The organism is Micromonospora sp. SH-82 (assembly GCF_051132485.1).
Lineage (GTDB): Bacteria > Actinomycetota > Actinomycetes > Mycobacteriales > Micromonosporaceae > Micromonospora.
Window position 1 is genome coordinate 1666580 of the sequence record NZ_CP148049.1, and the last position, 24630, is coordinate 1691209.

Annotated in this window: 17 protein-coding genes and 2 pseudogenes; 11 read left to right on the plus strand and 8 right to left on the minus strand. The window is 68.3% G+C overall.

What is annotated here, in order from left to right:
• Positions 1-503: 503 nt before the first annotated feature.
• The 4 genes from WHN02_RS07770 to WHN02_RS07785 all read left to right on the plus strand — a co-directional run bounded on the left by WHN02_RS07770 (position 504) and on the right by WHN02_RS07785 (position 5160).
• Positions 504-2240 (plus strand): lantibiotic dehydratase, encoded by a 1737-nt coding sequence (locus WHN02_RS07770; protein WP_434742717.1) that lies wholly within the window; start codon positions 504-506, stop codon positions 2238-2240.
• On the plus strand, positions 2237-3244 hold the full coding sequence (locus WHN02_RS07775; RefSeq protein ID WP_434742718.1) for a thiopeptide-type bacteriocin biosynthesis protein: 1008 nt from the start codon (positions 2237-2239) through the stop codon (positions 3242-3244). Before WHN02_RS07770 ends, WHN02_RS07775 begins: the two co-directional genes overlap by 4 nt.
• Complete coding sequence (locus WHN02_RS07780) at positions 3241-4341, plus strand: thiopeptide maturation pyridine synthase (protein ID WP_434742719.1); 1101 nt, start codon at positions 3241-3243, stop codon at positions 4339-4341. Before WHN02_RS07775 ends, WHN02_RS07780 begins: the two co-directional genes overlap by 4 nt.
• A 126-nt stretch (positions 4342-4467) precedes the next feature.
• Positions 4468-5160 carry an excalibur calcium-binding domain-containing protein gene (locus WHN02_RS07785; protein ID WP_434742720.1) on the plus strand — a complete coding sequence of 231 codons (693 nt, stop codon included), beginning with the start codon at positions 4468-4470 and terminating at the stop codon, positions 5158-5160.
• A gap of 258 nt (positions 5161-5418) precedes the next feature.
• On the opposite strand, the gene WHN02_RS07790 is transcribed toward WHN02_RS07785, so the two are convergent.
• The 4 genes and pseudogenes from WHN02_RS07790 to WHN02_RS07805 all read right to left on the minus strand — a co-directional run bounded on the left by WHN02_RS07790 (position 5419) and on the right by WHN02_RS07805 (position 7702).
• A complete protein-coding gene (locus WHN02_RS07790; RefSeq protein ID WP_434744131.1) occupies positions 5419-5703 on the minus strand; it encodes a hypothetical protein in 285 nt (94 codons plus the stop codon).
• A 424-nt stretch (positions 5704-6127) separates the two neighbouring features.
• A pseudogene (locus tag WHN02_RS07795) lies at positions 6128-6328 on the minus strand (hypothetical protein); the annotation flags it as partial.
• A gap of 608 nt (positions 6329-6936) precedes the next feature.
• Positions 6937-7233 (minus strand): hypothetical protein, encoded by a 297-nt coding sequence (locus WHN02_RS07800; protein ID WP_434742721.1) that lies wholly within the window; start codon positions 7231-7233, stop codon positions 6937-6939.
• 220 nt (positions 7234-7453) lie between these two features.
• Positions 7454-7702, minus strand: a complete 249-nt coding sequence (locus tag WHN02_RS07805) for a hypothetical protein (RefSeq protein WP_434742722.1) — start codon at positions 7700-7702, stop codon at positions 7454-7456.
• An 80-nt stretch (positions 7703-7782) separates the two neighbouring features.
• Between WHN02_RS07805 and WHN02_RS07810 the strand changes: the two genes are divergently transcribed.
• From WHN02_RS07810 to WHN02_RS07825, 4 genes and pseudogenes are all read left to right on the plus strand, one after another.
• The gene (locus WHN02_RS07810) at positions 7783-8598 is read left to right on the plus strand and encodes an ISAs1 family transposase (RefSeq protein WP_434742723.1); all 816 of its coding nucleotides are present in this window, start codon (positions 7783-7785) and stop codon (positions 8596-8598) included.
• 1535 nt (positions 8599-10133) lie between these two features.
• Positions 10134-10940, plus strand: coding sequence for a hypothetical protein (locus WHN02_RS07815; protein WP_434742724.1), 807 nt, complete (start codon positions 10134-10136; stop codon positions 10938-10940).
• Positions 10941-11090: 150 nt separating this feature from the next.
• Positions 11091-12140 (plus strand): annotated as a pseudogene (locus tag WHN02_RS07820) (IS1380 family transposase); the annotation flags it as partial.
• Between the two features lie 36 nt (positions 12141-12176).
• Positions 12177-13040 carry an IS3 family transposase gene (locus tag WHN02_RS07825; RefSeq protein ID WP_434743864.1) on the plus strand — a complete coding sequence of 288 codons (864 nt, stop codon included), beginning with the start codon at positions 12177-12179 and terminating at the stop codon, positions 13038-13040.
• A 72-nt stretch (positions 13041-13112) separates the two neighbouring features.
• Here WHN02_RS07825 and WHN02_RS07830 read toward each other — a convergent pair whose 3' ends face one another.
• Both WHN02_RS07830 and WHN02_RS07835 read right to left on the minus strand, forming a co-directional pair.
• Positions 13113-13529, minus strand: a complete 417-nt coding sequence (locus WHN02_RS07830) for an Imm1 family immunity protein (protein ID WP_434742725.1) — start codon at positions 13527-13529, stop codon at positions 13113-13115.
• Positions 13526-14539 (minus strand): DUF6244 family protein, encoded by a 1014-nt coding sequence (locus WHN02_RS07835; RefSeq protein WP_434742726.1) that lies wholly within the window; start codon positions 14537-14539, stop codon positions 13526-13528. Before WHN02_RS07835 ends, WHN02_RS07830 begins: the two co-directional genes overlap by 4 nt.
• A gap of 307 nt (positions 14540-14846) precedes the next feature.
• Here WHN02_RS07835 and WHN02_RS07840 point away from each other — a divergent pair, with 307 nt between their 5' ends.
• From WHN02_RS07840 to WHN02_RS07850, 3 genes are all read left to right on the plus strand, one after another.
• Positions 14847-15548, plus strand: a complete 702-nt coding sequence (locus tag WHN02_RS07840) for a hypothetical protein (RefSeq protein ID WP_434742727.1) — start codon at positions 14847-14849, stop codon at positions 15546-15548.
• On the plus strand, positions 15545-16666 hold the full coding sequence (locus WHN02_RS07845) for an XRE family transcriptional regulator (RefSeq protein WP_434742728.1): 1122 nt from the start codon (positions 15545-15547) through the stop codon (positions 16664-16666). Before WHN02_RS07840 ends, WHN02_RS07845 begins: the two co-directional genes overlap by 4 nt.
• A 226-nt stretch (positions 16667-16892) precedes the next feature.
• On the plus strand, positions 16893-18017 hold the full coding sequence (locus WHN02_RS07850; protein WP_434742729.1) for a hypothetical protein: 1125 nt from the start codon (positions 16893-16895) through the stop codon (positions 18015-18017).
• A gap of 1065 nt (positions 18018-19082) precedes the next feature.
• Here WHN02_RS07850 and WHN02_RS07855 read toward each other — a convergent pair.
• Both WHN02_RS07855 and WHN02_RS07860 read right to left on the minus strand, forming a co-directional pair.
• The gene (locus WHN02_RS07855) at positions 19083-22109 is read right to left on the minus strand and encodes a UvrD-helicase domain-containing protein (RefSeq protein WP_434742730.1); all 3027 of its coding nucleotides are present in this window, start codon (positions 22107-22109) and stop codon (positions 19083-19085) included.
• Entirely contained in the window at positions 22110-24602 is a 2493-nt protein-coding gene (locus WHN02_RS07860; protein ID WP_434742731.1) for a DEAD/DEAH box helicase, read from the minus strand.
• Positions 24603-24630 lie beyond the last annotated feature (28 nt).

Sequence of the window (24630 nt, forward strand, 5' to 3'; positions counted from 1 at the left end):
GACGGCGGCGTTCCCGAGCCGGGCGGCGGGTATCGCCACGGTGGCCCTGACCGGCCTGCCACAGGAGGCGGCGCGCCGGCTGCTCACCCGGTCGTTGCCCGGCCCGATCGATCCACTGGTCGCCGCCAAGGTGGTCGCCGCCACCGACGGGAACCCGCTCGCGCTCGTCGACCTGGCCGCAGAGCTGACGATCCAGCAGCTCACCGAGTCCAGTTTCGGTGACGAACCGCTGCCCGTCGGACGGCACCTCGAACAGCACTACCTGAGGCAGGTGTGCCGGCTCGGGGAGGAGGTACGCCTCTGGCTGCTCGTGGCGGCGGCCGACTCCACAGGCAACCTGGATCTGATCACCCTGGCCGCACAGGAGCTGGGGCTACCTGCCGACGTCGCGGAATCCGCCGAGGCCGCCGGACTCGTCGAACTGGGTGGTCACCGCCCCGGACGCCGAGGTGGCCGAGGGACGGATCTGGTTCGGCCACCCGCGACGCGAGCGGATCCAGGGGGTGCTCCTCACCCCGCCGGTCCGCACGGCCATCGAGGCCGTCGGTGCCGGGGCGCCCCTCGCGGAGATCGGACGCCGCCTCGGTGGCGAAGCCGGCACCCGGGTCTTCGACCGGCTGGTGGAGGTCGGGCTCTTCGAGGTCCAACCGCCCTTCGCCGACCAGTCGGCCGACCACCTGCGTGACCTCCATGCCTGGCTCGGCGACGAATCACCCGCCGCCGGTGCACTGCGAGAACTCGCGGACGCCCTCGACGCCTATCCGACCCCCGACGCCGGGACCACCCGCCGCCGAGAGCTGCACCACCGGATCCGTGCCGGGTTCGAGGCGGTGAGCGGTCAGGTCGCAGGTGTACCCCTGCCGGCCCGCAACCTCTTCCAGGAGAACGCCGTCCTCACCGCCGACCCGGTCCGTCTCGGCGGGGCCGGGTGGGGTCCGGCGGTGGCCGACCTGCACGTGATCCACCGGTTCCTGGCCCTCTTCCAGCACTCGACCGTCGTCCGGTTGGTGGCCCACCGGGTCCTCGTCGACCGGTTCGGAGCGGGGACCCGGATCGGGCTGCTCGAACTGCACCGGGAACTGTCCCGGATGACTGTCGACCCCGATCCGGAAACGACAGTGGCCGAGCTCGCCGGGCTGCTGCGTCCGGGGGAACCCACCGACCCGGCCCGCAGCACCCTCGCCGAGGTGCGGTGGCTGCACCGGCTCCGACAGCAGGCCCTCACCGCCCTCTGGGCAGGCCCCGAGGCCACGCCGGACGGAGTCACTGTCGACCCGTCGCAGGTCCGCAGGTCGGTGGAGGAGTGGCCCGGGTGGGTCCGGCCCGCCCCGGCGCTGGCCTGTTTCGTCCAACAGGTACCCGCCGCCGACGGGCTCCGGCTCGTACTCAACGGCGTCGGCGCCGGCCACGGCGCGGTCCGCAGCCGGGTACGCCGGCTCCTGGCCAAGGCCACACCGGACGGGACCGACACCGTCGACCTGTCCGTGTCGTCACCCCCCGACCCGTCCGGCTGCCTCGCCGAACTCACCGGACTCTTCGGCAGCAACGTCAACCTGCGCTCCCCGGCCGTCGGCCACGAGATCTCCTACCCGGGTACGGTCAGCGCCCGTCCACCGCGACAGCGGATCCCCCTCGACGAACTGGTCGTCGTCGTCGACGAGGCGACCCCGACGCTGCACCTGCTCCGGCGCGGCGACGAGAAGGCGGTCCGCATCGCGCACACCGGCATGATGGCCGGGGCCCGGCTGCCCAGACTGGCCCGCCTCCTGGTCCAGCTCTTCGGTGACGTGCCGAACGCGGCCGCCCCGACCACCCAGATCTTCGACCGACCACCGGAGCACCCACCCCGGGCGGTGTGGCGCAGCCCCCGACTCTCGATCGGCCGGGTGACGGTCTCCCGGGCCTCCTGGCGGGTCCCCGCCGACCTCGTGCCGAGCCGCCCCAAGGGGGTCGACGACGCCGAGTACCTGCTGACCCTGGCCGGGTGGTTCGCCGACCACCGGATCCCCCACCGGTCGTACGTCACGGCCACCGGGCCGGACCGGCCCCCCGGACCGGTCAAGCCGGTCTACCTCGACCTGGGCAACCTGCTTCTCGTACGCCTCTTCGAGCGACTCCTCCGCGAGCCCGACGCGGTGCTGGTGTTCCGGGAGGCCCTGCCGCAACTCGCCGACGCCCCCACCTTCGGCGCCGAGGGCCGACACGTGACCGAGTACGTCGTCGAGATCGGCCCGACGTGACAGCGCCGCCCTGGCTGTCGCTGCACGCCTTCCACAGCGGTGACCACGACCGGCTGCTCACCGAGACCGTCGCACCGCTGGTCACCTCGTTGCAGGCCGACGGCCGACTCGCCCAGTTCTTCTTCATCAGGTACTGGGAGGGCGGGCCGCACCTGCGGCTCCGACTGCTGCCGACCCGGCCGGACCTGGCGGCCGAGGTCGCCGACCGGGCCCGGTCGGCCCTGGAAGGGCACCTGGCCCGGTTCCCCACCCCACTGTCCGGTTCCGTCGAACAGTGGTCGGCCCTCGCCGAGCGGTACGCCCACATCGAGGACCGGGCCGACCACGACCGGCGGATCCGCCCACCCGACGTGGTGGAGGCCCTGCCCTACCACCCCGAGTACGCCGTCTTCGGCGGCCCCACGGCCACCCGCGCCGTCGAACGCCACTTCACCGACTCCAGTCGGGTGGCCCTGTCGGCGTTGGCCCGCCCGGTGTCCCCGAACCACCGTTCCCGCCTGGCGGTCGTCGCGTTGGCCTCGGCGCTGGCCGCGTGGCAACCCGACCGGCACCGCCTGGCCCACCTGCTGGCCCGATCCCGGTCCGGCTGGCCCCCTCCCGACGACCGGGGTCGGCGGCGGAGCAGTTACCAGCGGCAACGCGCCCCGCTCCGCCGACTGGTGTCCGGCTGCTGGCCCCCCGATCGGGGGTCGCCTCCGTCGGGGGATCCGGAACCCCTCGCCGCCGCCTGGTCCGAGTCGATCCACCGGCTCCACGGGGAGCTCTCGGAGCTGCACCGGGCCGGAGAGTTCCACCCCGACCTGCGGGCGGTGGCCGCCCGCTTCGCCGCCGACACCGGTCCGACCCGCGACGAGCAGCGACTCCTTGCCGTCCTGCTCCGCTGCGTGCACCTGCTCTGCAACCGGCTGGGAATCGGTGTCGACCAGGAGACCCAGCTGCACTACCTCGTCCACGCGACCTGCGTCGACATCGGTGATCCGGCCCGTGAACAGGAGGACGCATGACGCACACCCGCCCGCCGCAAGAGGAACCCGGCTGGTACAGCATCCAGATCCGGTACCACGCCCAGGAGAAGGACGACCTGATCCTGGACGGCGTACGGCCCCTGCTGGCCACACTCGCCGAGGTCGTCGACCGACCCCACCTGCTCCGACACTGGCGCCGTGGCCCCCACCTGCGAATCAACCTGCGGACCACCCCGCAACTCTGGGCGGAGGTGGTGCGTCCCACCGCCCACAGCCACCTCACCGCGTACCTGGACGACAATCCCTCGACGGCCACCTTGCGGGAGGCCGACCACCTGGCGGCGCACCGGCGGCTCGCCGTCCGCGAGGCCGACCCCGGCCCGCTCACCCCCTGGTACCCGGACAACACCCTCCAGTTCGAGCCCCACGAGGACCGCCGGCACGTCCTGGGCAGCGCCGCCCTGGCGAACCTGCTCGCCGACGGGTACGCCGACAGCACCGCCCTGACCCTCGACACCCTGGCCGCCGTCCGCAGCGGCGGGGTGGACCGGATCGGACACGCCCTGGACCTGATGTTCGCCTTCGGTCACCTGAGCGTCCCGCCGATCTCCCGGGGGTCCATGTCGTTCCGCTCGCACGTCGAGTCGCTGCTGGGATACACCGCCGATCCCGACGCCGTACGCAGCGCCTTCGACGAGCGGTACCATCGCCACCGTCCGGCGCTGCGCGACCGGCTGCACGCCACCGAAGCCATCGCGGCGGGAACCCGGACGGAACCCCTCGTCGCAGCCTGGCTGGACATCGTCCGACGTCAGAAGGCGCTGGCCGAGCCGCTGTTCACGACCGGGGCGATCGACCTCGACCACCTCGACCAGCAGGACATGGAGCTACGGCACCGCATCGAGTTCCACGACATCCTCCGGGAGACGCCCGACCACCACAGGGAGGTCCTGTCGCAGGTGTGGTTCCGCTGCCACCGGCTGGCCATCAACCAGCTCTACTCCCACCTGAGCCGGATCGGGATCGTGCCGACCCAGCGCTATCTGCTCTGCCACCTGGTGGCCCGCACGGTCGAAGAGGAGTACGACGTCTCACCTGTCGCCCGGGCCCGGCAGTTCGTCGCCGACCGACGGTGAACCGGGCACCGTTCCGACGTCCGGACCACCACGCCGCTCACCCTGACTGTGCCGTCAGTTAGTTGACACCGCCGCCACCCGAACAGCCGGTGACTGCCGTCGTCGCCCCCGAACACACTGCACGGCGTGACCACACGACCATCCACAAAGAACCCCAGTCCGATCGTCGGTCTCGCCGCCGCCGTCGTCCTCGTCCTGTGCTGCGGCGGCGCGATAGCCTCGTTCTCCGGCGACGACCAGCCGCCCTCGGCGTCGCAGGCCGCGAAGGCCCGCGCAGAAGGGCTCCAGCCGGAAGGCGCACCCGAGCAGACCCCGCCGACCCCCTCGCCCGACCAGCCGGTCGAGCCGTCGGAGTCACCGACCCCGGAACCAACCCTGGTCACCGCGACCCGGAAGCCCACCCCGGCCACCACCACCCGAGACCCGGCCCCCACGTCCACCACCCGGAAGCCCGCCCCGGCGACGACGACCCGGAAGCCCGCACCGGCGACCACCACCCGGAAGCCCGCTCCCACGTCCACCGCCCGCAAGTCGGGGCCGTACTACAAGAACTGCGACGCTGCTCGTGCCGCAGGGGTGGCACCCCTGTTCAGGGGCGAACCCGGCTACCGGCCGGAACTCGACCGGGACGGGGACGGGGAGGCCTGCGAGCCGGGCCGGGGCAACGGCGACCGTGGGGAGTTGGACCACAACGACGGCAACGTCTACTACGCCAACTGCACAGCGGTACGGGCCGCCGGGAAGGCACCGATCCGGCGCGGCGATCCGGGCTACTCCCGACGCCTGGATCGCGACGGCGACGGCATCGCCTGCGAGTAGGAGGCGGCCGGGCCACCAGGGCGCAGATCCAGCGGGATTCCTGGCGCACCTTCGGCAGGACCTGTGCCACGGCGAGGCAGACCAGTCCGGAATCGGTGATCTGTGGCGGTCTGCCTCGTCGGCGGGGTGTGCGAATGCTCGGGGTGATCTTCACATACGGTGCGGTGGGAAAGGACGTCCTTCTCATGCGTCACGGCATGATTCCGGATGCCCCTTCTTCGCGCCCCGACATCGACCCCTGACTTCGGAACCGCTCGATTAGTCCTGCCAGACGTTCAGTGCCCAGGCCAGGACGTACCAGACGCAGACGTACTCCCGCCCGGAGGCGATTCCGGCGATGTGGCAGGTGATCGGGTCGGGAAAGACGCCCTGGAGTCCCCACCCACCCGCCGCCATCGTTACCGGCGCCGTACTCACGGCCGCGGTGACGGCGGGAACCGGGGCGGCTTGGGCGGCCCCGGCCGTCACGCCCAGACCGCTGGCCACCAGGGTGACCACCATGATGGACCGGGTCAGTCGCTGCCGCAGCGATTGTTTGCGCATCAGGCTCCTCTCCACGCGCCCAAGCCCCGAGTCGGACCGTGGGCGTCAGTCGATGAATGTTGCGGTTCATGCTAAGCCGGGGAGAGGTTCTTCCTTCGGTCCACAATCCGACTACCGGGAATCCCATGCGGCGTTTTCGTGGGGCTTCTGGCCGAACTGTTCCCTGCCGGTTGATCGAGGCTTTCCTGGTCTCATCACCGTGTTCGTGTCCTTTGATGCGGCGATGTGAATAGTGGTCCCAAATCTTCAGCGCTGATGGTGTTGGGCGGATCGTGGGTGACCGGGAGGCAGTGCCCAGAAGACGTGACCGACGAGCAGTGTGCGGAACCTCAACCAGGACCGGCCAAGCTTGCAGTGGCCTTACGCCCTCCACGGATACCCCGACCGGCCGTGTCGGTAGTGGAGGCGGGCGGTGAGATCGTACGACCGGATCGGCGATCGCCGCCGCGTGGTCCTGCGCCCTGTGGAGATCGCGGCGCTCGGCGAGAGGGTCGCCAGCGACACTGCGGACCAGCGTGTTCCAGCCTGCCTTGCGTGCCCCACTGGTCAGCACGACGCGGGCGTCGGCGAGAGCGGCGTCGACCTGCACGGCGGCCTGCCGCGGAATCAGATGCGGTGTCGGCACGGCACCGTGGAAGCCGCGACGTCTTCAACCTGCGGGGGAGGTCGTGTTCGATTTGCGGCAAGGTGATGTTCGGAATGGGCGTTGGGTAGCAAAGGCCTAGCGCGTGCACCGCACGTCGTGCCGACGCGCCAGACAAGGGTAGTCGGGGTCCTTGTCCGGGTTCCCGCTGTCACCGGTGTGGTCCCGGGCGGCATCGACCTCCTGCGGGGCGGGGCTGGGTGAAGCCTGCACAGACGACCTGGGTCACGTGGGCGGCTCCCTGCCATCCCGGGTGATTCCACAGGCCGTTAGACTGATGCCTCGCGCCCCCGTAGCTCAGGGGATAGAGCATCGGTTTCCTAATGATTGTCGGACATCTATGCGCGTTCGGTTGACCTGGAGGTCGGCGCATTTTTTCGAGTGACATCAGTCGATGCTCGGCGTTGCTGTGATCGGTTGCCGGAGGTCCGCCGAGTCACCGCCGACTCAGCACTTTTTGGCCGCTGGCCCGTCTACTTCACCTCACCGAGTGAAGTCTTCCACGGTCAGCGTGCCCAACGAACCCGTAGATGACCGTACTCTGGGTGAGCCGCCCGGACCTCATGATGCGGAGGTCCGGGCTACCCCGCTCACCGCCTCGTCGAGGTCAGGTTCCGACGGTCGCGCTTACGGAGGTGGCCCGGGCCGCGGCGATCAGGTGACGCGCCGAGTTCCGCCGCCTTCTGGGGGATGAGCCCGACCGCCGCGCCCTCCCAGCAGCCCGACAGCAACGACGCGGCCAAGCCCCGGACCGTCGCGGGGTCCAACCCTTCGAGCTTGCTGTAGTCGGCAGTGCGTTGTTCCGGGTTGTTGACCGCCAGCGTCACCGACGGCGGCTGGTCTCCGTGCCTGTCGGGCGTGTTGAATGCCTCAAGGTCGACCGTCACGACTTGGTCTCGTCGGCGGCTTCGACGTGCTGGCCGTGCACAGCCAGCACGTGTCGAGCGCGCAGGCGGACGCCGTCCTTGAAGAGACACGTCCCATCGCACCACACCGGGCACGGCGGCTCGGTCGACGCCGTGGGTGGCAGCAGGTATCCGGCGTGCGACCACATCGCGAAGTCCACCTGGGCCGCAGGTTTAGCGACGGAGGAAGACGGTACGCGGGTCAGGCCAGACCCTGCCCATAGAGGTCGAACCCGATCTTTGCCACCTGGGCCAGGTGCTGCAGGTTCGCCGGAGCACCTACCAGCAGGTTCTTCCCCCGCTCGAGCAGCGACCGCACCCAACCCCTATCCGGCTGCTCCTTGGCCGCCTCCTGCTCCAGCTCGGAAGCGACCATCTCGTACCGGCGCTGCTGGTCCTCCGGCACCAGCCGGCCGAACTCCCGCAACGCTTCCGCGAAGACCGCCAACACCTGGCCCTCGTTGGTATTGGTCTGGTTCTGGGCGACATCTCGGTTGGGCCCGCTGGCTACGGGGCCGGGCTGGGCCGGTCGTGATCGCCGGGCGCCGGTGGCGTCTGGTCGTCGCCGTCGACGGGAAGGTCGTCCGCGGTGCCCGGCTGGCCGACGGGCGGCAGGTTCATCTGCTCTCGGCGTACGAGGTGAGCACCGGGATCGTGCTCGCCCAGGTCCAGACTGCGGCGAAGTCGAATGAGATCCCGGCGTTCACTGCGCTGCTGCGCCTGGTCGCGGCGGTGTGGGGATCACAGGAAGGCGTCCTGGTCGTCGCGGACGCGTTGCACGCCCAGACCGGACACGCTGACCTACTCGCCGCTGGCGGCGGGCAGTTGATGGTCGCGGTCAAGGCCAACCAGCCGACGCTGTTCGCCCCGCTCAAGGCCCTGCCCTGGGCGCAGGTCCCGGTCGGGGCCCAGAACCGCGAGAGCGGTCACGGCCGTACGGAGACCCGCACCGTCAAGGCGCTGACCCTCCAGACTCCGGGCGGGCTGGGTTTCCCTCACGCCGAACAGGCCGTCCGTATTACCCGGACCCGCACGGTCAAGGGCAAGACCAGCCGCGAAACGGCGTACCTGACCGTCTCGCTGCCCGCCGGCCAAGCCCAGCCCGCCGATCTGGGCACCTGGGCCCGATCGGAATGGCACATCGAGAATCGCCTCCATCATGTGCGGGATGTCACGTTACGTGAGGATGCTCATCAGGCCCGGACCGGCAACGGACCCGCCGTCTTCGCCACGCTCCATAACGCCGCAATCAGATGCCACCGCATCGACGGGGCCACCAACATCGCCGAAGCTACCCGGCGCGCCAACCACCGCCCTCGCGAGCTCATCGACGCCGTGACCACCTGAAAACCGACCGTGACCAGGGGTAACACGACTACGCAATGGTCCTGGCTGCTACCTGCCCTCTATGGGGCGGTCAGTCGTTGAGGTAGGTGTCCACGGCAGCAGATTCGTAGACGACGGGAAGCGCGGGCTGGCACCGGTTGCAGCGCCGGTAGTTGTTCCCGTCCTTCGGGCTGCGTATCGACCGGATCCAGTCAGCCAGTTCATTGCCAGAACCTCTCCTACTCGCATAAACAACGACGCTTCTTCCTTTAACCGTCCGAACTGGATGCTCTCGGGAATTTCACCGAGGCCCGCCTTCAGGGCCGAATCATTCTCACCTTCCAAGTCTCTGGTTACTCGGATGGCTGCTTCTGTCAGGATCCTGGCCACTACAAGAAAACGGAGTTTTGATCTTGACGTTGGTAATCAATGCTGCGAAGATGGTTGATGTCAGCGCGTCAGTTCTTGAGGGGAGGTGTCTCTTTTTCTGCCATCACAGGAAAGTGTCAATACTTCGACCAGGGCCGGTAATCGAAACCTCATCGCAAACCAGAAAGTTGGCTAATGAAGCTTCCTAGCGGCATGCGTCTCGGCTTTAAGGCCGCACTGACCAGTCTCGCAGCAGTCCTTGTAAGCGTAACCCTCTTGGCTCCGTCGCCCGCGCAGGCTGCAAGTTGGCACTCGATCAGCGGGGCGACTTACAGCTCAAACGACCGCTGGCACTTCTCAAGCAATCACCGCTTCAAGGTCGGGGAGGGGCAGGTTCAGGCGAAGTTCACGAAGGTTCCGAACTTCGCTTCGGGTCTCCCCGACGGTCTGTGGCTTGCTCTGGTTGGGCTCGATGGCAGAAACCTCTACCCGGCCGTTCGCCACAACGCTAGCAACGCAGCCAAGAATCAAGGACTGCTTCCGGCTGGCCAGGGCTTCAGGAATGCCCTAATGAGGACCAGTACCTGCAATAACTGCAGTCACACGTTCACTGGTGAGCAATACTACTGATCGTTCAAGAGACAGAATGTTGGAGCTTGGGGATGACTTACTCGGTCATCCCCAAGGGCGTTCGCGGGATGAGCTATGAAAAGTAATTGGCGCTTCGGATTCGGCTTAACTGCCATTTGTGGCATCGCTCTTCTTGCTGCTGGTTGTAGCAGTGGCGTCAGCGGCAATAGATATCTTTCGAAAGATGAGACGATCGGCGAGTATCGAGCTGAAGCAAGGAACTGGGAATTGGCCCCTGGCTGGAATTGGCCGGCCGAGCCTTACTCTGGAGAGGGGCCAGATGGCAAGCCAGCGGTTTATGAACAGGGATCCGCCAAGAATGACGTCAGCTTCTATTGGTTCTGCTCATGGGGTTCGACCTGGCTCGAAGCGGAGTTGTCTTCCGTGAGGGCGGCTGCGGCCTCGCGGCTTGCCGACGTACCGAATTCGCCATTCTATAAGACCTTGCTTGAGAGGGATCGGAGATTCTTCGACGAAGAGGTTCTCGATCCCATAGCGAGGGGCGACACGACGCGTCCTCGCGCGGTTATCATTACGAACTGCCAGAAGAGGGCATAGTGCGGATAGGGCAAAATAAAAGCGAGGGCGCTGCCTTCGCCTCGAACGAGACTGCGAGCGAAGATTCCGTCACCCATCGCTCCTCTAATCGGATCATTTCTAAGGGTCTCGCTCAAGGAATGGCATTACTGGGGCTTGGTGGCGGTCTGGGACTCCTGTCGTTCTTCAGTGAAATTGCCTCGCCGCCTATGCGTGATTTGCTGGCCTCGACGATTAGTGCGGGGTCCGCTTGGGCTCTGACTGCCTTCGTAGTGTCCATCTTGTTTGCCAAGTGGATGAGATGTGTTTCCTCTGCAATCGCCTCGCTAGTTGTGGCCACCGTCACCTACTATTTTCTCATCGTTGCCTCAGGAACTCGGTCGGGGGGATACGCTCTGCCCCGTGAAGGTGAGCCGGCTGCCCGCCTGGGGTTGCTCGCGCAGTTGGAGTCTATGGCAACCGGTATCCTCCTCTGGATTGGCCTCTCAATCGTCGCAGGGCTTGCAGTCGGTTCGTTGGGATATGTTGTCGGATCGAAGAAGGAAAAGTTCGCGGCGGTGGCGGCTGGCCTAACAGTGGGGATTCTTGCAGGTCCTGCCGTCTACCCGCTTACACCTCTTGCCTTTTACGGAGTCGCTGCACAAGGTGCGACAAGCATTGCAGGTGGACTGATTATTCTCTTGGCTTCCTTCATTGTGCCTACACTCGCCTTGGCGGCTAAGAGACGAAACCCTCGCTGGACTTACTTCGCAGCTTCAATATGCCTAGCTTTCGCGGCGGCTTTGGGTGTGTGGCATCTGGTAGAACAGGTGCGTATCACCCTCTAGCCTCGGCCCTTCGGTAAGGGCTGTCCACGGACTGGGCTGAGAACGAAGAAGTGCCTTCTGATCTGGGAAAATAGGGCTTGTCGAGAGTCCCATGTTCCTGTCACGGAAGGCACCTGCTGGGTGAAGGCTACCGCAACACGTCCGAAGATCATGGTGACCGGGGGCGGGCGGGGCGTGGTGGGTCACGTCGGTGCCCGGCTGCTCGCTGACCTGGCCGATGCGACCGGGCTGACCGGCGCGTTCGGTGAGGCCCTGGCCGGGCTGCGGCAGCGGCGGGGCGGGCACGATCCGGGTCGGATCGCGGTCGATCTGGCGGTCATGCTCGCCGACGGCGGCGAGGCCATCGCTGATCTCGCGGTGCTGCGTAACGAGGCCGGTCTGTTCGGGCCAGTGGCCTCCGACCCGACCGCGTGGCGGCTGTTGTCCCGACTGGACGAGCCGATGCTGGCCCACCTGCGTGCCGCGCGGGCCCGAGCCCGCGAGGTCGCCTGGGCCCAACACGCCGAGGTCCGCGGCGACCTGCCGCAGCCCACGGTGGCCGGCCGCCCGGTCGACGGCCTGGTCCTGGACATCGACGCCACCATCGTGATCTGCCACTCCGAGAAGGAAGCGGCGACCCGCACCTGGAAGAAGACGTTCGGCTACCACCCGCTGTTGTGCTTCCTGGACAACACCGGCGAAGCCCTCGCCGGCCTGCTACGGGAAGGCCGGGCCGGATCCAACACCACCGCCGACCACATCACCGTGCTCGACCAGGCCCTCACCCAGATCCCCGACGCGGCCCGGCACGGCACCCCCATCCTGCTACGCAGCGACTCCGCCGGCTCCAGCCACGGCTTCCTCACCCACATCCGAGCCTTGCGCGCCCAGCACCTCGACATCCGATTCTCCGTCGGCGCCGCGATCACCGAACCCGTGCGGACGGCGATCCGCGCCGCGACCGACTGGACCCCCGCCGTCGACACCGATGGGGACCTGCGTGACCATGCCGAGGTCTGCGAGATCACCGGCCTGTTCGACGACGACGGCTGGCCGCCCGGCACCCGGTTCCTGGTCCGCCGGGAACGCCCGCACCCCGGCGCCCAACTGACCCTGTTCGACACCATCGAAGGCTGGCGGCACCAGGTCATGGCCACCGACACCCCGCCCGGCGGCGGCAGCATCCAGCACCTGGAGGCCCGGCACCGAGCCCACGCCCGCCAGTTCGCGGTCGCGCTCCTGCTACGGGTCCTGAACATCGGCGCCTCGACCTACTACGCGTGGGTCAAGCAGGCCGAGCAGCCCTGCGACCGGGACGTGGTCGACCTGGGCCTGATCTCGAACATCCACGAGATCTGGGAGACCTCCGGGCGCACCTACGGCGCGGACCGGGTCCACCGGCAGCTACGCCGCGACGGCATCCACGTCGGCCGCAAACGCGTGGAGCGGTTGATGTCTGAGCAGGGCTGGCAGGGGGCGTTCCTGCGTCGCGGCTGGCGCGGCGGCTCCACGAAGCAGGATCCCCGGCACACGCCGGCGCCGGATCTGGTGAACCGGCAGTTCACCGCGGCCGGGCCGAACCGTCTGTGGGTCGCCGACGCCACCCGCATTCCGTGCGGTGAGGGCGTGTTCTGGCTGGCTGCGGTCCGGGATGTGTTCTCCCGCCGGATCGTGGGGTGGAAGACCTCCGACCGCTGCGACACCGACCTGATCCTCGCCGCCCTCGAATACGGCATCTGGTCGCGCGACGTCCGCGACGGCCAGTTGATCCACCACAGCGACCGCGGGTCGAACTACACGTCGTTCCGCTTCTCCGAACGCTTGCAGGACAACGGGATCCTGCCCTCGATGGGCTCCGTCGGCGACTCATACGACAACGCGCTGATGGAGAACTTCTGGTCGACGTTGAAGATCGAACTCGTCTACCGCACCTCGTGGCGGACCCGCGACGAGGCCGAGAACGCGATCTTCGCCTACATCGACGGCTGGTACAACACCCGCCGCATCCAACGCGAGCTGGGCTACCTCAGCCCGAACGAGTACGAGACCGCCTGGCACACCCACCAGACGCAACCAGCCGAACCACCTATCGCCATCCCGGCACCAGCCGGCAGCAGGTAACCACCGCTCCATCAAAGCGGGGGGAACTCACTCCGCCGAATACCGCCCCAACAGCCTTGGTAGAGCCCATGGCTATTCGCTGGTCGCGGGCACGCGTGGCGGTGCACCGCCGCTCCTGACGAAGGTGGCCGCGATCTGAATGGCAGTCTCGGGGCGGAGCCGGAGGTGTGCTGCGGGGTACTCGGTGGGTACTCCGCCGAAGTCGAAGTGGAGACCTTGTTGTGGAGCGGTGGCGGTGGGGTCGGTGAGGTAGCCGCCGGTGTCGGCGATGTGGACCGCGAAGGCGTGGGTGGGGTGGCCGAGCCCCACCTGGAGGCCAGGCGGCAGGTCGTCGGGATCGTCGGTGGTGTCGGAGAAGATGGTGACCACGACGGGCTCGCCAGCCTGGTGGATCTCACCCAGGAGGGTTTCCAGGGCGGCGGGTTCGGTCACGTCGGTTTCGTGGTTGTCGCGGTGGTCGCCTCGGTCGTAGGTCCAGGTCACCTTCATGCGATCGCCTTTCCGTTGCCGTTGTAGGTGCGCCAGTGGCGTACCTGTCCGTCATCGTCGCGTACGTAGACGGTCAGTCGTGTGCCGGCGGGGAGGAGCCGGGAGAGGATCTTCTCGCAGCCGTAGGGGGTGTAGTCGCAGGGCGGGTTGTTGGTCACGACGGCCGCGTCGGTGAGGTGTTCGCGGCGCATCCGGGCGGCGAGCTTGGCCTCCAGGTGGTCGGTCGTGGTGGCGATGAGTTGGTAGGCCGGTTTGAGGTCGGCGGCGGCAGCCGGTTCGCGGCCGGATCTCATCGGTATCTGTTGGCCGTCGATCAGGGCGACACCGGAGGTGGGGTCCTTCGCCTCCCGTCGAGGCAGGTCACGAGTGGCCTCCGACAGCCAGGCGGGTAGCAGCTCGGAGGATGTCGGTCCGTCGGTCGTGGTCGTGGGCGCGTCGCCTGGGATGGGCGGTCGGCTGATGTGGCTTTCACCTCCCGTCACCGGCCCCTCCGTACCGCCGATCTGACGAGCCCGTGCCAGCGCTTCCTCGACGTGCTCCCGGGCCTCGGTGCTCCGCCTGAGAACGGCTGCCAGGAGTTCCAGCACCTGCTCCAGGCCCGCCAGCGTCGGGCCCGGCTGCCCTCCGTGCAGCACCGCTGTGACGAGCCGTCGCGCCTCGTTGACCGCCGATCCCGCACCGGTCACCCGACCCTGTACCGCGGTCACCGCCACCGCCACAGGTGTAAGCGCGGCGATGATCTCCTGCGGCGACGGCTGGTGCGCCACCGCATCGACGGACCGGTAGGCCGTGCTGAGGACATCCGCAGCCTCGACCAGCCGGGAGCGGGCGTGCCCGAGTACCTGTCGCGCCCGGGCGAGACAGGCCGCGACGCCGGCGAAACCGGAGGCCACCGCGCGGGCGGCGGTCTGCTCGACACGTTGATCGACCGTAGTGGCCACCTGCTGCGCGCGGGCCACACCTGCGGCCATCGCCTGCAGGTCGGCACGTACGGTGCCGGTCAGTGACATCCTGCCCTCACCCACCCCCAACGCCCTACGCGGCAATGGCAGCGTAAGACCCATTGGCGGAACGCTGTTTGTCGAACTGGGACCGCCGGTGGTCGCCGGTGCGGTGGTGCGCTCGCCTCCGGGTCGTTGGGCATCCTGCGCCGGGCTTCAGCGCCGGAATTCCGCCTCCGGCGCCGCTGGGGTTACTGAACCCGAAGGCGCCCTCGCCTGTGTTCGCAGGGCTAGTGAGGACTGGGTAGCCACCGGTGGGCGTGTCGTCTGCTTGATTTCCGCAACATCAACTGTGGTGTGGGCTAGATTCTGGGTCATGAGTTTGTTGGGTGACGCGGTGGTGGTGCTGGACGGGCGGGGTGTGCTGGAGCCGCTGGGCGGGTTGATCCGGCAGGTGTACCGGCGGGCCGCGGACCGGCACGAGCCGGAACTCGGTGACGACGCGATGAGCTTCGGCACCACCGTGTGGCGCAACCTCACCAACCTGGGGAAGGCGACCTTCGAGGGGGTCGACGGGGTGCGGGTGCGGGTGGAGGACAACTCCCTGGAGATCCTCTGCGCCGGGTACGTGGTGCGGCTGTACTCGTTGCAGGGTGGGATCGAGTCGATCCGGTGGGAGGGCAGCGAGGCCCGCCTGGGCGGGGCGGTGGAGAACAGCCGCGACGGGCAGTTGGCCTTCGACGACGCCGAGCAGTTCCCGGAGGTCTTCGCCGGCGTGGTGCCGCCGAAGCGGCACCTGCGGGTCGCCCACACCGGCGACATCACCACCGGTGAGGCCACGGCGTACCTCGGCCTGCCCCGCGACAACCGAGAGGGCGGATCGCCGTGGTTCGAGGTGACGCTCTGGTTCGGTGAGGCCCTCACGGCGGGAACGCCCCTGCCCGTCCTCGGTGACCCGGCCGGGGTGCCGGGTCAGCGCCACGACGAACTGCCGGTCCCCGAGCTGCCGATCGAAACCCTGCGGTCCGCTCGCGTCGCCGGCCGTGCGCTCGGTGGCGGCACCGGCCGACCGGCGTGACGGGCGGAACCCCCCGCCCACCAGTACCGGTCACCGCGGCGGTCGCCGCGTTCGAGCCCCACGCCCTCGGGCTGGCGCGCCGGTGGCGGCGGATGCGCAAGAACGAACTGGCCCGGCAGGTCGGGGTGACGGCGGCGGCGGTCAGCCAATACGAGCTGGGACAGGCCCGCCCCTCGGCGGCCGTGCTCGCCCGGCTCGCGTTGGCGTTGGCGATGCCGGTGGAGTTCTTCGCCGCCGGCGTCCCGGCTCCGCCGTCGCCCGGGCGGGCGCACTTCCGCAGCCTGCGGGCCACCAGCCAGGCGGAACGGGACCAGGCGGAGGCCTTCGGTGAGGTCGCCTGGCGGATGATCGAGGTCGTCAGCCGACACCTGCGCCTGCCCGAACTGCGGCTGCCCCCCCTCGACCTGCCGGAACCAACCCGGGCCGAGGACCTCCGCGTGGTCGCGGCCACGGCCCGCAAGGAGTTCGGGCTCGACGACGGCCCGGTGCCGCACATGGTACGACTCCTGGAGGCACACGGGGTGATCGTGCTGTCCCTGCCCGACGCCTCCGAACGGGTCGACGCCTTCTCCCACTGGTACGGCCAACGCCCCTTCGTCTTCCTCAACCCCGCCAAGAACGACAAGGCCCGCTCCAGGATGGACGCCGCCCACGAACTCGGCCACCTGCTGCTGCACCACGACGCCGAACCCGGCAGCCAGATCCTGGAACGGGAAGCCACCGCCTTCGCCTCAGAATTCCTCGCCCCCAGCACCACGCTGGCCGACGAACTGCCCGCCCGCCTCGACTTCGACCGGCTGCACGAGGTCAAACGCCGCTGGGGCATCAGCCTCAAGGCCCTCGTGTACCGGGGACACGACCTGGGCATCTACCGCGACCACACCTACCGACGGGGCATGAGCCTGCTCGCCCAGTGGGGCCACCCCGAACCCGGCGACCTCGGCCCCCGGGAACAACCCTCCCTGCTCGGCAAAGCCGTCGACCTCCTCGACCAACAGCACACGACCATCGAGCACCTCGCCGCCCAGGCCGGCCTACCACCAGCCCTCGCCCGCACCGTGATCGACGCCGCCACCGAACACCTCCCCGAGCTACGACTTACCCCCGTGGGTACCTGACAGGGGAGGAACGGGAAATGTCGGTCTACTCCCCGCAGGTGCCGGCCGGGTTATCCGTCGATCACGACGCCGACGACAATAGCGGGAGCTATCTCCTTCCGGTGACCGGAGACAGCCGTGCGTCGGCGGGCAGGAGGCTGGACTGGTGGGCCGTTGCCGGATGAACGACACGCTCGTTGCGTGAAGTGCCGCTGACGCGATACCCACGCACGTTTCGGAGGTTGCCATGTCACCTGCTGGACCCGGACGAGAAGGGCCGCCGGAAGTGGTGACGGCGGAGTTGGTCCTCGACCGGGTGAGGGAGGCGGGTGGACGGCTCAGCCTGGAAGCCCTGGACGAGGTGACCCTGGCCGGGTGGCGGCATGCGGCGAAGGTGGCCAGGCTGCGGCTGTTGCGGGCCGGTCCGCAGCGGCTACGTACCTGGTCGTCTCCGGGTGGGATGTCCCTGTTGCTGGTCGAGGTGGACCGGCAGGGCGTCGAGTCGCCCGTCATGCCGCCACCGGAGACGCCCACCCGGCAGTGGGTTGCTCCGCCACGGCCCCGGCCCCGTACGCGGGAGTTCCTCGGCCGGGTCGTGCCGGTCCCCTCAACGGTGCGCCGCCCGCACCCGATCGTGGAGGACCTGACCGAGGCACTGGACTACCCGGAGCGGATGATCTACCAGGACCGTCCGTACCTGATGCCCAGGCGTCGGCCGATGCAGCGGATGCGCCAGATCTGGCAGGCCATCATCACCGAGGCCGAGTTCCGGGGCTACGAAACCCTGTTCCAGCACAACAGGCGGGACCATTACGACCGCGGCCACCTCATCCTGCGCATCGACCGGGAAGACTTCCCGATCCAGCTCTCCGGCGAGCAGGGCAAGCCGTTGCTACTGACGATCACGCAGGTGCACCCGGCCCGGCGGCGCGGGTACGACACCTGGACCGACACGCCCGACACACCCCTGCGCACACAACTCGGCGAGGTATTCACCCATGTCGAGCGATGGGCCGACCTGCTGATAGAGCGCCGCGAGGCCGACCGACGCCGCGAGCTCCAGTACATGCGCGAGCGCGAACGGAGGGAGATCGAGGCCCGACGCCAGTTCGCCGAGAACCACCGGCGCACGACCATCCAGGCGCGTATCGGCGAGCGGCAGTTCGCCAACGACGCCCGTGCCTACGCCGCAGCGCTGCTGGGCGTCGCCGGCGACCTGCGACCGGACCGCGCGGACCCGGTGCGGGCGTGGGCGGACTGGATCCTGCGGTACGCCGACCGGGTGGATCCCCGGCTCAACCCGGAGGGTGTGCCGAAGACCCCGAAACCCGGGCGCGACGACCTCCGACCGTTCCTGCCCCCGGGGCACTGATACTAGCCGTGGTACCAGCGGCGGTTCGGATGCCACGGCCGCTCCAGGTGTCGTCACGACCTCGGCCGACCGTCGAGGTGGCACCGGCACGGTGGCTGACGGTGGGGGATCGTCGGGGATGCCCGGCGGGTCGGCCAACGGATCGAGGCCGTCCGCGTAGGTGTGTGCCCAGGCCAGCCACGGGTCCTTGACCGGCATGCCGGCGGCGACCAGGTCACCGCAGTGGGCACGGATGTCCTCGGCTAGCAGCCACGCACTGACCTGCTCCCGCAGGATCTGGTCCCGGTGTGCCGTGACCAGCCGTTCGCGCTCATGCCGCAGCCGCGACTGCTTCGCCCGCACCGCCGCCTCCCGGCGGTCGCGCAACCGCCGACCGCGTCGGCGCAGGTCCTCGAGAATCGCGCGCAGCTCGTCCTCGAGGCGTTTGCGGGCGTAGTCCTTCCACTGCGCTACCCCGCCCTCCGCGTCGGTCACGGTCAGTACGAGGCGCAGCGCCCACCGGGCCCCGCTCTCCTCCCGTACCCGCACCTCGATCGGCTGTCCGTCCACCACCACGCTGAGCAGTGCGTCCTGACCCGAACGGACATCCCACCCGCGTGCCCCCGCCTGGTCACACAGCGCCTGAAGGAGCAGAAGCGTCCGGGACCGGTTCTCCTCAGACTCCGGCAGCCGACCCGGCTGGTCACGCAACCCGTCGACGACCGGATGGGGATCCACCAGCAGGTCCGGGACGGGGACCGGCGAGCGGCCACCCGGCTGGTAACGCCTGCTCGGATGCCGGCCCCTGCGCAACTCGATGACGAGGTCACCGGAGTTGCGGCCCCGGTGGACCAGATGCCAACCCTTCGGCACGTGCCCGTCAGAGCGCACCACGTGGATCAGTCGACGCCACGCCGCCCGCACCTGCTCGGGTGGATCAAGAACCTGCAGCGAGCCGCCCGCCTTCTCCAACAGGTCCAGTAACCCCTGCGCCGAAGAGGGCGGCGGCGCGGAGCCGGGCAGGGCATCCATCACCCGATGCTCGCACAGCCCCGGCTCCGAGCTGCCTACGACTTTCCGGGTGCGTCAGCGTTGTGTGAGCGGATCAGGTAGCGGTTTGCTGTGCACCACGACGAGTTCCCGGTTCGCCCGGGTCAGACTGGTGTACAGGGTTCCGGCGAATTCCTCCTGTCGCACGAAGTAGCGCGGCTCCACGACCACGACCCCGTCGAACTCGACACCTCTCGCCGAGTCGGGCGTGCGGACGGCAAGCCGGCGTTCCTCCCTGGTCCAGTCGCCCGCACCCGGTGCCGTGTCCGTCCGTCGCCACCCGTCGCTCAGAAGTAACCTGTCGATGGCCTCCGGATCGGTGGTGATGATCGCCGCCGTCCCACCGGGGTACGAGTCCAGGAGCCTGCCCGCCTCGGTGACGGCTCGGAGGTCGCGCTTGCCGGGTGTGCTGGCTCGGATGACTGCTGGCTCCGGCCCCTCGGTCTGCAGCGAGCAGGGCTGGTTCTCGCTGGCGGGGAGGAGCCGGTTGGCGAAGTCGAGAATCGGCTGGGTGGACCGGTATCCCCGTTCCACGACCTCGGGTTCGAACAGCTCGGCGTCGGGAAGTATGTGAAGCCGTCTCGCCAGTTGGTGCCAGTCGAGGTGGCCGATGTCCAGGCGGCGGCGTTGGTTCAGGTCGCCGACGATCGTCCATCGTCCGCTGGTGTTGTGGGCCTGGATGATCTCCCACTCGAGTTCCGAGACGTCCTGGGCCTCGTCGACGACGATGTGCCCGTACCTGGACCGCCTGTCGCTGAGGAGAAGGCCCAGTTGCGCGAATAGGGGAAGGTAGCGGCGTTTTCCCCAGGCCTTCGGGAACGGTGGGAGGGTCTCGATCCACCGTTGCTCCGTCTGGCTGGTCGGCGGGCGTCCGTCCGGGTCGCTGCTACTGCGGATGGCCTCGTAGGCGATTCTGACCTTGTCGGGCAGGCGGCTCGCCTTCCACTCCGGCTGTTTCTGGCACTCCAGGACCGCGTGTTTCGCCAAGCCTACGATGAAGCCGCCGACGTCCTCCGCTGTGCCCTCGCCCGGCTGTGCCGCAGTGCCCAGACCAGCGAGTTCGGCGAGCCATTCGGGTAGCGACTTGACAGTTATGGCTCCGGTGGTGTCGAGTTCCCTGACCGTGCGTGAGACGTGGCGGACGTACTGTTCGGTAGGTCCGAGTAGCAGCACCCGTGGGATGCTGCTCTTCTTCGTCGCCTCCTCGTTGACCAGGTAGCCCGCGCGGTGCACCGCGATGATCGTCTTTCCGGTTCCGGGGTGCCCCTGGATGATCAGGGGCATCGTCGGCGGTTGGGTCACCAGGCGGTACTGGTCAGGTTGGAGAGTGGCGAGCACGGAGGTCATCGCCTCTGTCCGGGGCGCGTGCAGGGCGTAGCGCACCGCGTCGACGGCACGCATGCCGTTCTCGAGGTCGATGGCCGCTGCCGACCGCTGTCGGTGCTCGGTCGGTTGAGGGCCTCGATCGGGGGATTCGGGTGGCGGGGCGGGAGCGACTTTCGGTCTGGGCAGGGCGATCGTATGTCTGACCAGCCCGGCACCGAGTACGGCGATCACGTCGATCTCTCTGCGGTTGTCCGCGACTCCGAGGCGTTCAACCAAGTCGACCATGCGGCGCCTGTCTGTGGTCGGCGATCCTGGGCCGGATAGTTCCGTGAGGACCGTCCACTCGGCGGTGGGGTTGTTCGCGCGTAGGACTGCACAGGCCAGGCCGGAGAGGTCGTGCTCGCCATGGACGATCACGTGGCCGTAGGGCTTCTGGCTGTCGGGTCCTTTGATCGAGGTGACCAGTTGGGCGAAGAGCGCGAGATAGCGGAGTTGCCCCCAAGCGGATCGAAACGGCGGGAGGGTTTCGATCCACTCTGCGGAGTACCTGCCGAGCCTCAGCGGTTCGGTGGGCACACCGCCCATGCGGATCACCTCGTAGGCGACCTCGAGCTTCACCGACAGGTCCACGGTGCGCTCCGCCCAACCCAGGCGTCGGTGGCAGAGCTGCACGGCCTGCTCCACGAGGTCTTGGACGTACCGGCCCACGTCAAGCCTGTCCGGCTTACGGCTGTCCGTGAAGCGGGGGTACCCGGCGATCCCGACCAGCCAATCGGTCTCCTGAACGACGGTTATGACTTTGCAAACATCAGCGGTGGACAGTCCGACGAGAGCTGCGGCGGTGTGGATCCTGCCGACGATCTTCGGAATCGGGGTGGTCCAGGCTGACACGACGAGCACGCGTCGTCGCTTGCGGCCCAGGTACCGCAACACGTCGACCGAGCGCACGGCCGCGATAGCGTCGGGGTCCACCCGGAAGTCCCCCGAGAAGGCGACGACGAGCGGTCCGTTCGGATGCCATGTTGCCAGGTCCGCAGGCTTGGCCGGCAGTGGCAGGCGACCGGCGGTTCCCCTTTTTGCCGAGGTGGCGCCACTCGCTGTGGGTGCCGCCGGCGTCGGCTTCTTCCCCGGTTTTCTTGGCCTGGATGGCGGAGCGGGTGAAGCTGCCGGCCTGGCTGCGGGTGTCTGCCCTGCCGGGTGGTCTGTCGGGGTGGCAGCACGGGCAGGCGAGGGTGTCGAACCGGCGCGGCGCGCGGACTGGCGGCGCGGCGGTGCCGGAGGGACGTCCAGCTTCCCCGGTTTGAAGGGCGACTGGTCGACGGGCACCGTGACCACCCAGTCGTCGGAGGCGTGTACCACCTCGGAACCCCGCGCCGTCAGGGTGCGGCGCACCACCACATCGTGGTCCAGTTCGTGGGCGGTGTACGGGTCGAAGAACACCTTCGCCTGCCGAGCGGCCCAGTTGATGACCGGATAGTCCCAGTCTGTGCTGTTGAGGTACCGCGTGCCGATGTAGAAGGCGATCCCGAGATCCCGGTCCGGACCGATGAGGCCGACGCGGCCGCAGAGGGGACCGATGGTTGCCCGTTCGCCTCGGGGGACGTTGTCGACGTAGCGCTCGTTGGCGCTGACGGCAATCTCCGGGTTTCTCCGGGCGAGTCGTCGCTCCAACGCCTGAAGGTAGCTCCGGTTGGTGGCGATCTCGTAGGCGAGGTCCTGGTCGCTGATCCCGGCCATCTACTGCACCTCCACTACGCAGACGGCCAGGTCCTCGGTGCTGAGCATGGCCGTCGATCGTGCCGTGATGTCCTGCAGGAGGCCCGCGTGGCGGTTGTCCTCCCGCTGCTGTTGGGCCTCGAAGAGCGGCACCATGCGGTGCCGGCCTCGGGCGCGCAGGGTCGCGATGCGCGACTCCAGCGACTCTGTCCGCCGTTGATGCACCTGTTCGACGCTGAGCCGTCGGGAGGCGAGGAACGCCTCGTTCTCGGCCGCTAACGTGTTCTGGCTCCGGATCTGCTTCTGCACCAGCAGATCAGTGCTCACGTCGAGCGCAGGCCGGAGGTCGACCGAGCCGTCGAACCACGCGGGCCGCAGGTCACCGGCCGCCACAGCGGCCATCAACCCGTCACCCAGGTCGGGGGCGACCTTCAGGGTCCGGGCGTCAACGGTAACGGTCCACACCTCGTGCAGTGGCCTCAGACCGTTCCAGGTGGCGATGCACAGATGCACGAGGTAGATGCCCGGGGCCACCCCGGCCTCCCGTGCCGACATCGCGACTGCGGAGAACCTCGTCTGCCGGTGCCCCGGCACGTCCAACGCCGCCCGTACCAACGGGTGATTGGCCGTCAGGAGCGGCACCCCGGTGGTACGGGACTCCTCTTGGTCCAGCGACAGTTGGATCGGCAGTTGGTGTGTCAGGTCGCTGAGGATCCGGTCGACCTCGGATCTCGTCTTGTCACCGCGCCGTGTGAGGTCACGGACGTGACCGGCGAGCTCGCTGTTGCCGATCACCGTCACGTGGTCGCCGTGGATCCGGCAGTGTCCGCCGTAGCTGCCCACCCAGTCGCTCACCAGCAGGGCCAGTTCCTGTTGCCCCACGTACCGGCCGGATGCGAGCAGATCGGGTTCGAGGCCCTCGATGTCGACGCCGTCGCTCGATATGAGGTGGGGTGCCGCCGCCTCGATCTCGTGGGCGGCCCTTTGCTGTTCTGCGATTGCCGCCAGGAACTCCTGGGTGCGCTGCACCCGCTGTGCGGGGGTCAGGGCGAAGTCGAGCAGGCAGGACTCGACTTCGGGCCACATACTCTCGATGATCGGTTCCAGGGCACCGATGGCGTGTTCGAAGATCCCGATCCGGGTGAGTACCCGCTCGAGGATGTCGGTCTCGATCGTCCCGGGGGTCGTGAAGTTGATGATCACGATCTCCTGTTCGGTCTGGCCGATCCGGTCGATCCGACCGATACGCTGCTCGATCTCCATCGGGTTCCACGGCAGGTCGTAGTTGACCAGGACGGAGCAGAACTCGAAGTCCAGGCCCTCACTCGCGACCTTGGTGGCAACGACGATGTCGTACCCGCCTGCCCGGAACTCGGCCATGATCCGGGCTCGGTCGTCCCTGCCCACACCACCGTGCAGTACCGCGGTCCTGCACCGGTTTCGTAGGTGCCGCTCAAGGTAGGCCAACGTCCTGCGGGAGAACGTGAAGACGAGTCCCTGCCTGCCCTGGCTGACCAGATCGTCGACAACGCCCAGGAGCCGCTCGAGCTTCGTGTCCACGTCGATGCCGGCTGCCAGCCCCCGCAACCGCGGCGACGGCGGCACATCCGGGCTGGACACGACCGCCGTCGCCGTGCCGTTGACCTCATCCTGTACGCCCGTAGTCTGCCCGGTATCCAGCACGAGTGCTGCGGCCTCGGGCAGGCAGCTGCCCGCGAGGCGTAGGGGCATCTGCATGCCGAAGTGCAGCGGTGTGTCCCTGACCTTCGCCCGCTCGACGCACCACTGCAGGTATGCCTGATAGAAGTCCTGCTCACGCTGGGTCCAGTTCACCTGGACGGGGCGCGGCTCCCGCACCGCCTTGTCCTCCTGGACCTCGATCTTGCGGGTGCGCGTGACCTGGGCCGAGAGCCCGCCCAACTCGCTGCAGATCCGCTTCACCTGGACCACGTCGCTCGGGGACAGGTGGGGCCGTTCCAGGAGCCCGCGCAGCAGCAGAAAATCGGGCCGCATGGTGATGACCCGTCCGAACGAGCTGTCGGACAGACCCGACAACCACCGCCGACGTGTGGCGTTGCTGACCGAGGCGTCGAGCAGCGAACCCGTGATCCGGTTCAGGACACGGTTGGGCTCGATCCGCTCCTGCAGGTCCGCCAGGTCCTGGAACTCGCCGGGCACCAGCAGTTCCAGGAGGTTGTACAGATCGTCGTTGCGCAGGTTCACCGGGGTCGCGGAGAGAAGAACGTACGCATCCGCCCAACGGGACAGCAGCTCACCCAACGCGTGGCTCTTGGTGTTCGAGTTACGGAAGACATGGGCCTCGTCGACGATCACTAGGTCGAGCTGGAGCCCCAGCTGCTCGACGTCGGTCAGCCCCTTCCACGCCCGTAGCCGCTCCACCGAGCAGATCCAGGCCATCCTCCTGTGCAGGCGATCCGACTCGATCCGGTCCTTGAGGTCGGTCAACCCCGCACCGGTGAGCTCGGTCAACTCGAAACCGAACCGCTCGCGCATCTCGTGCTGCCACTCAGGCGATCAAGTT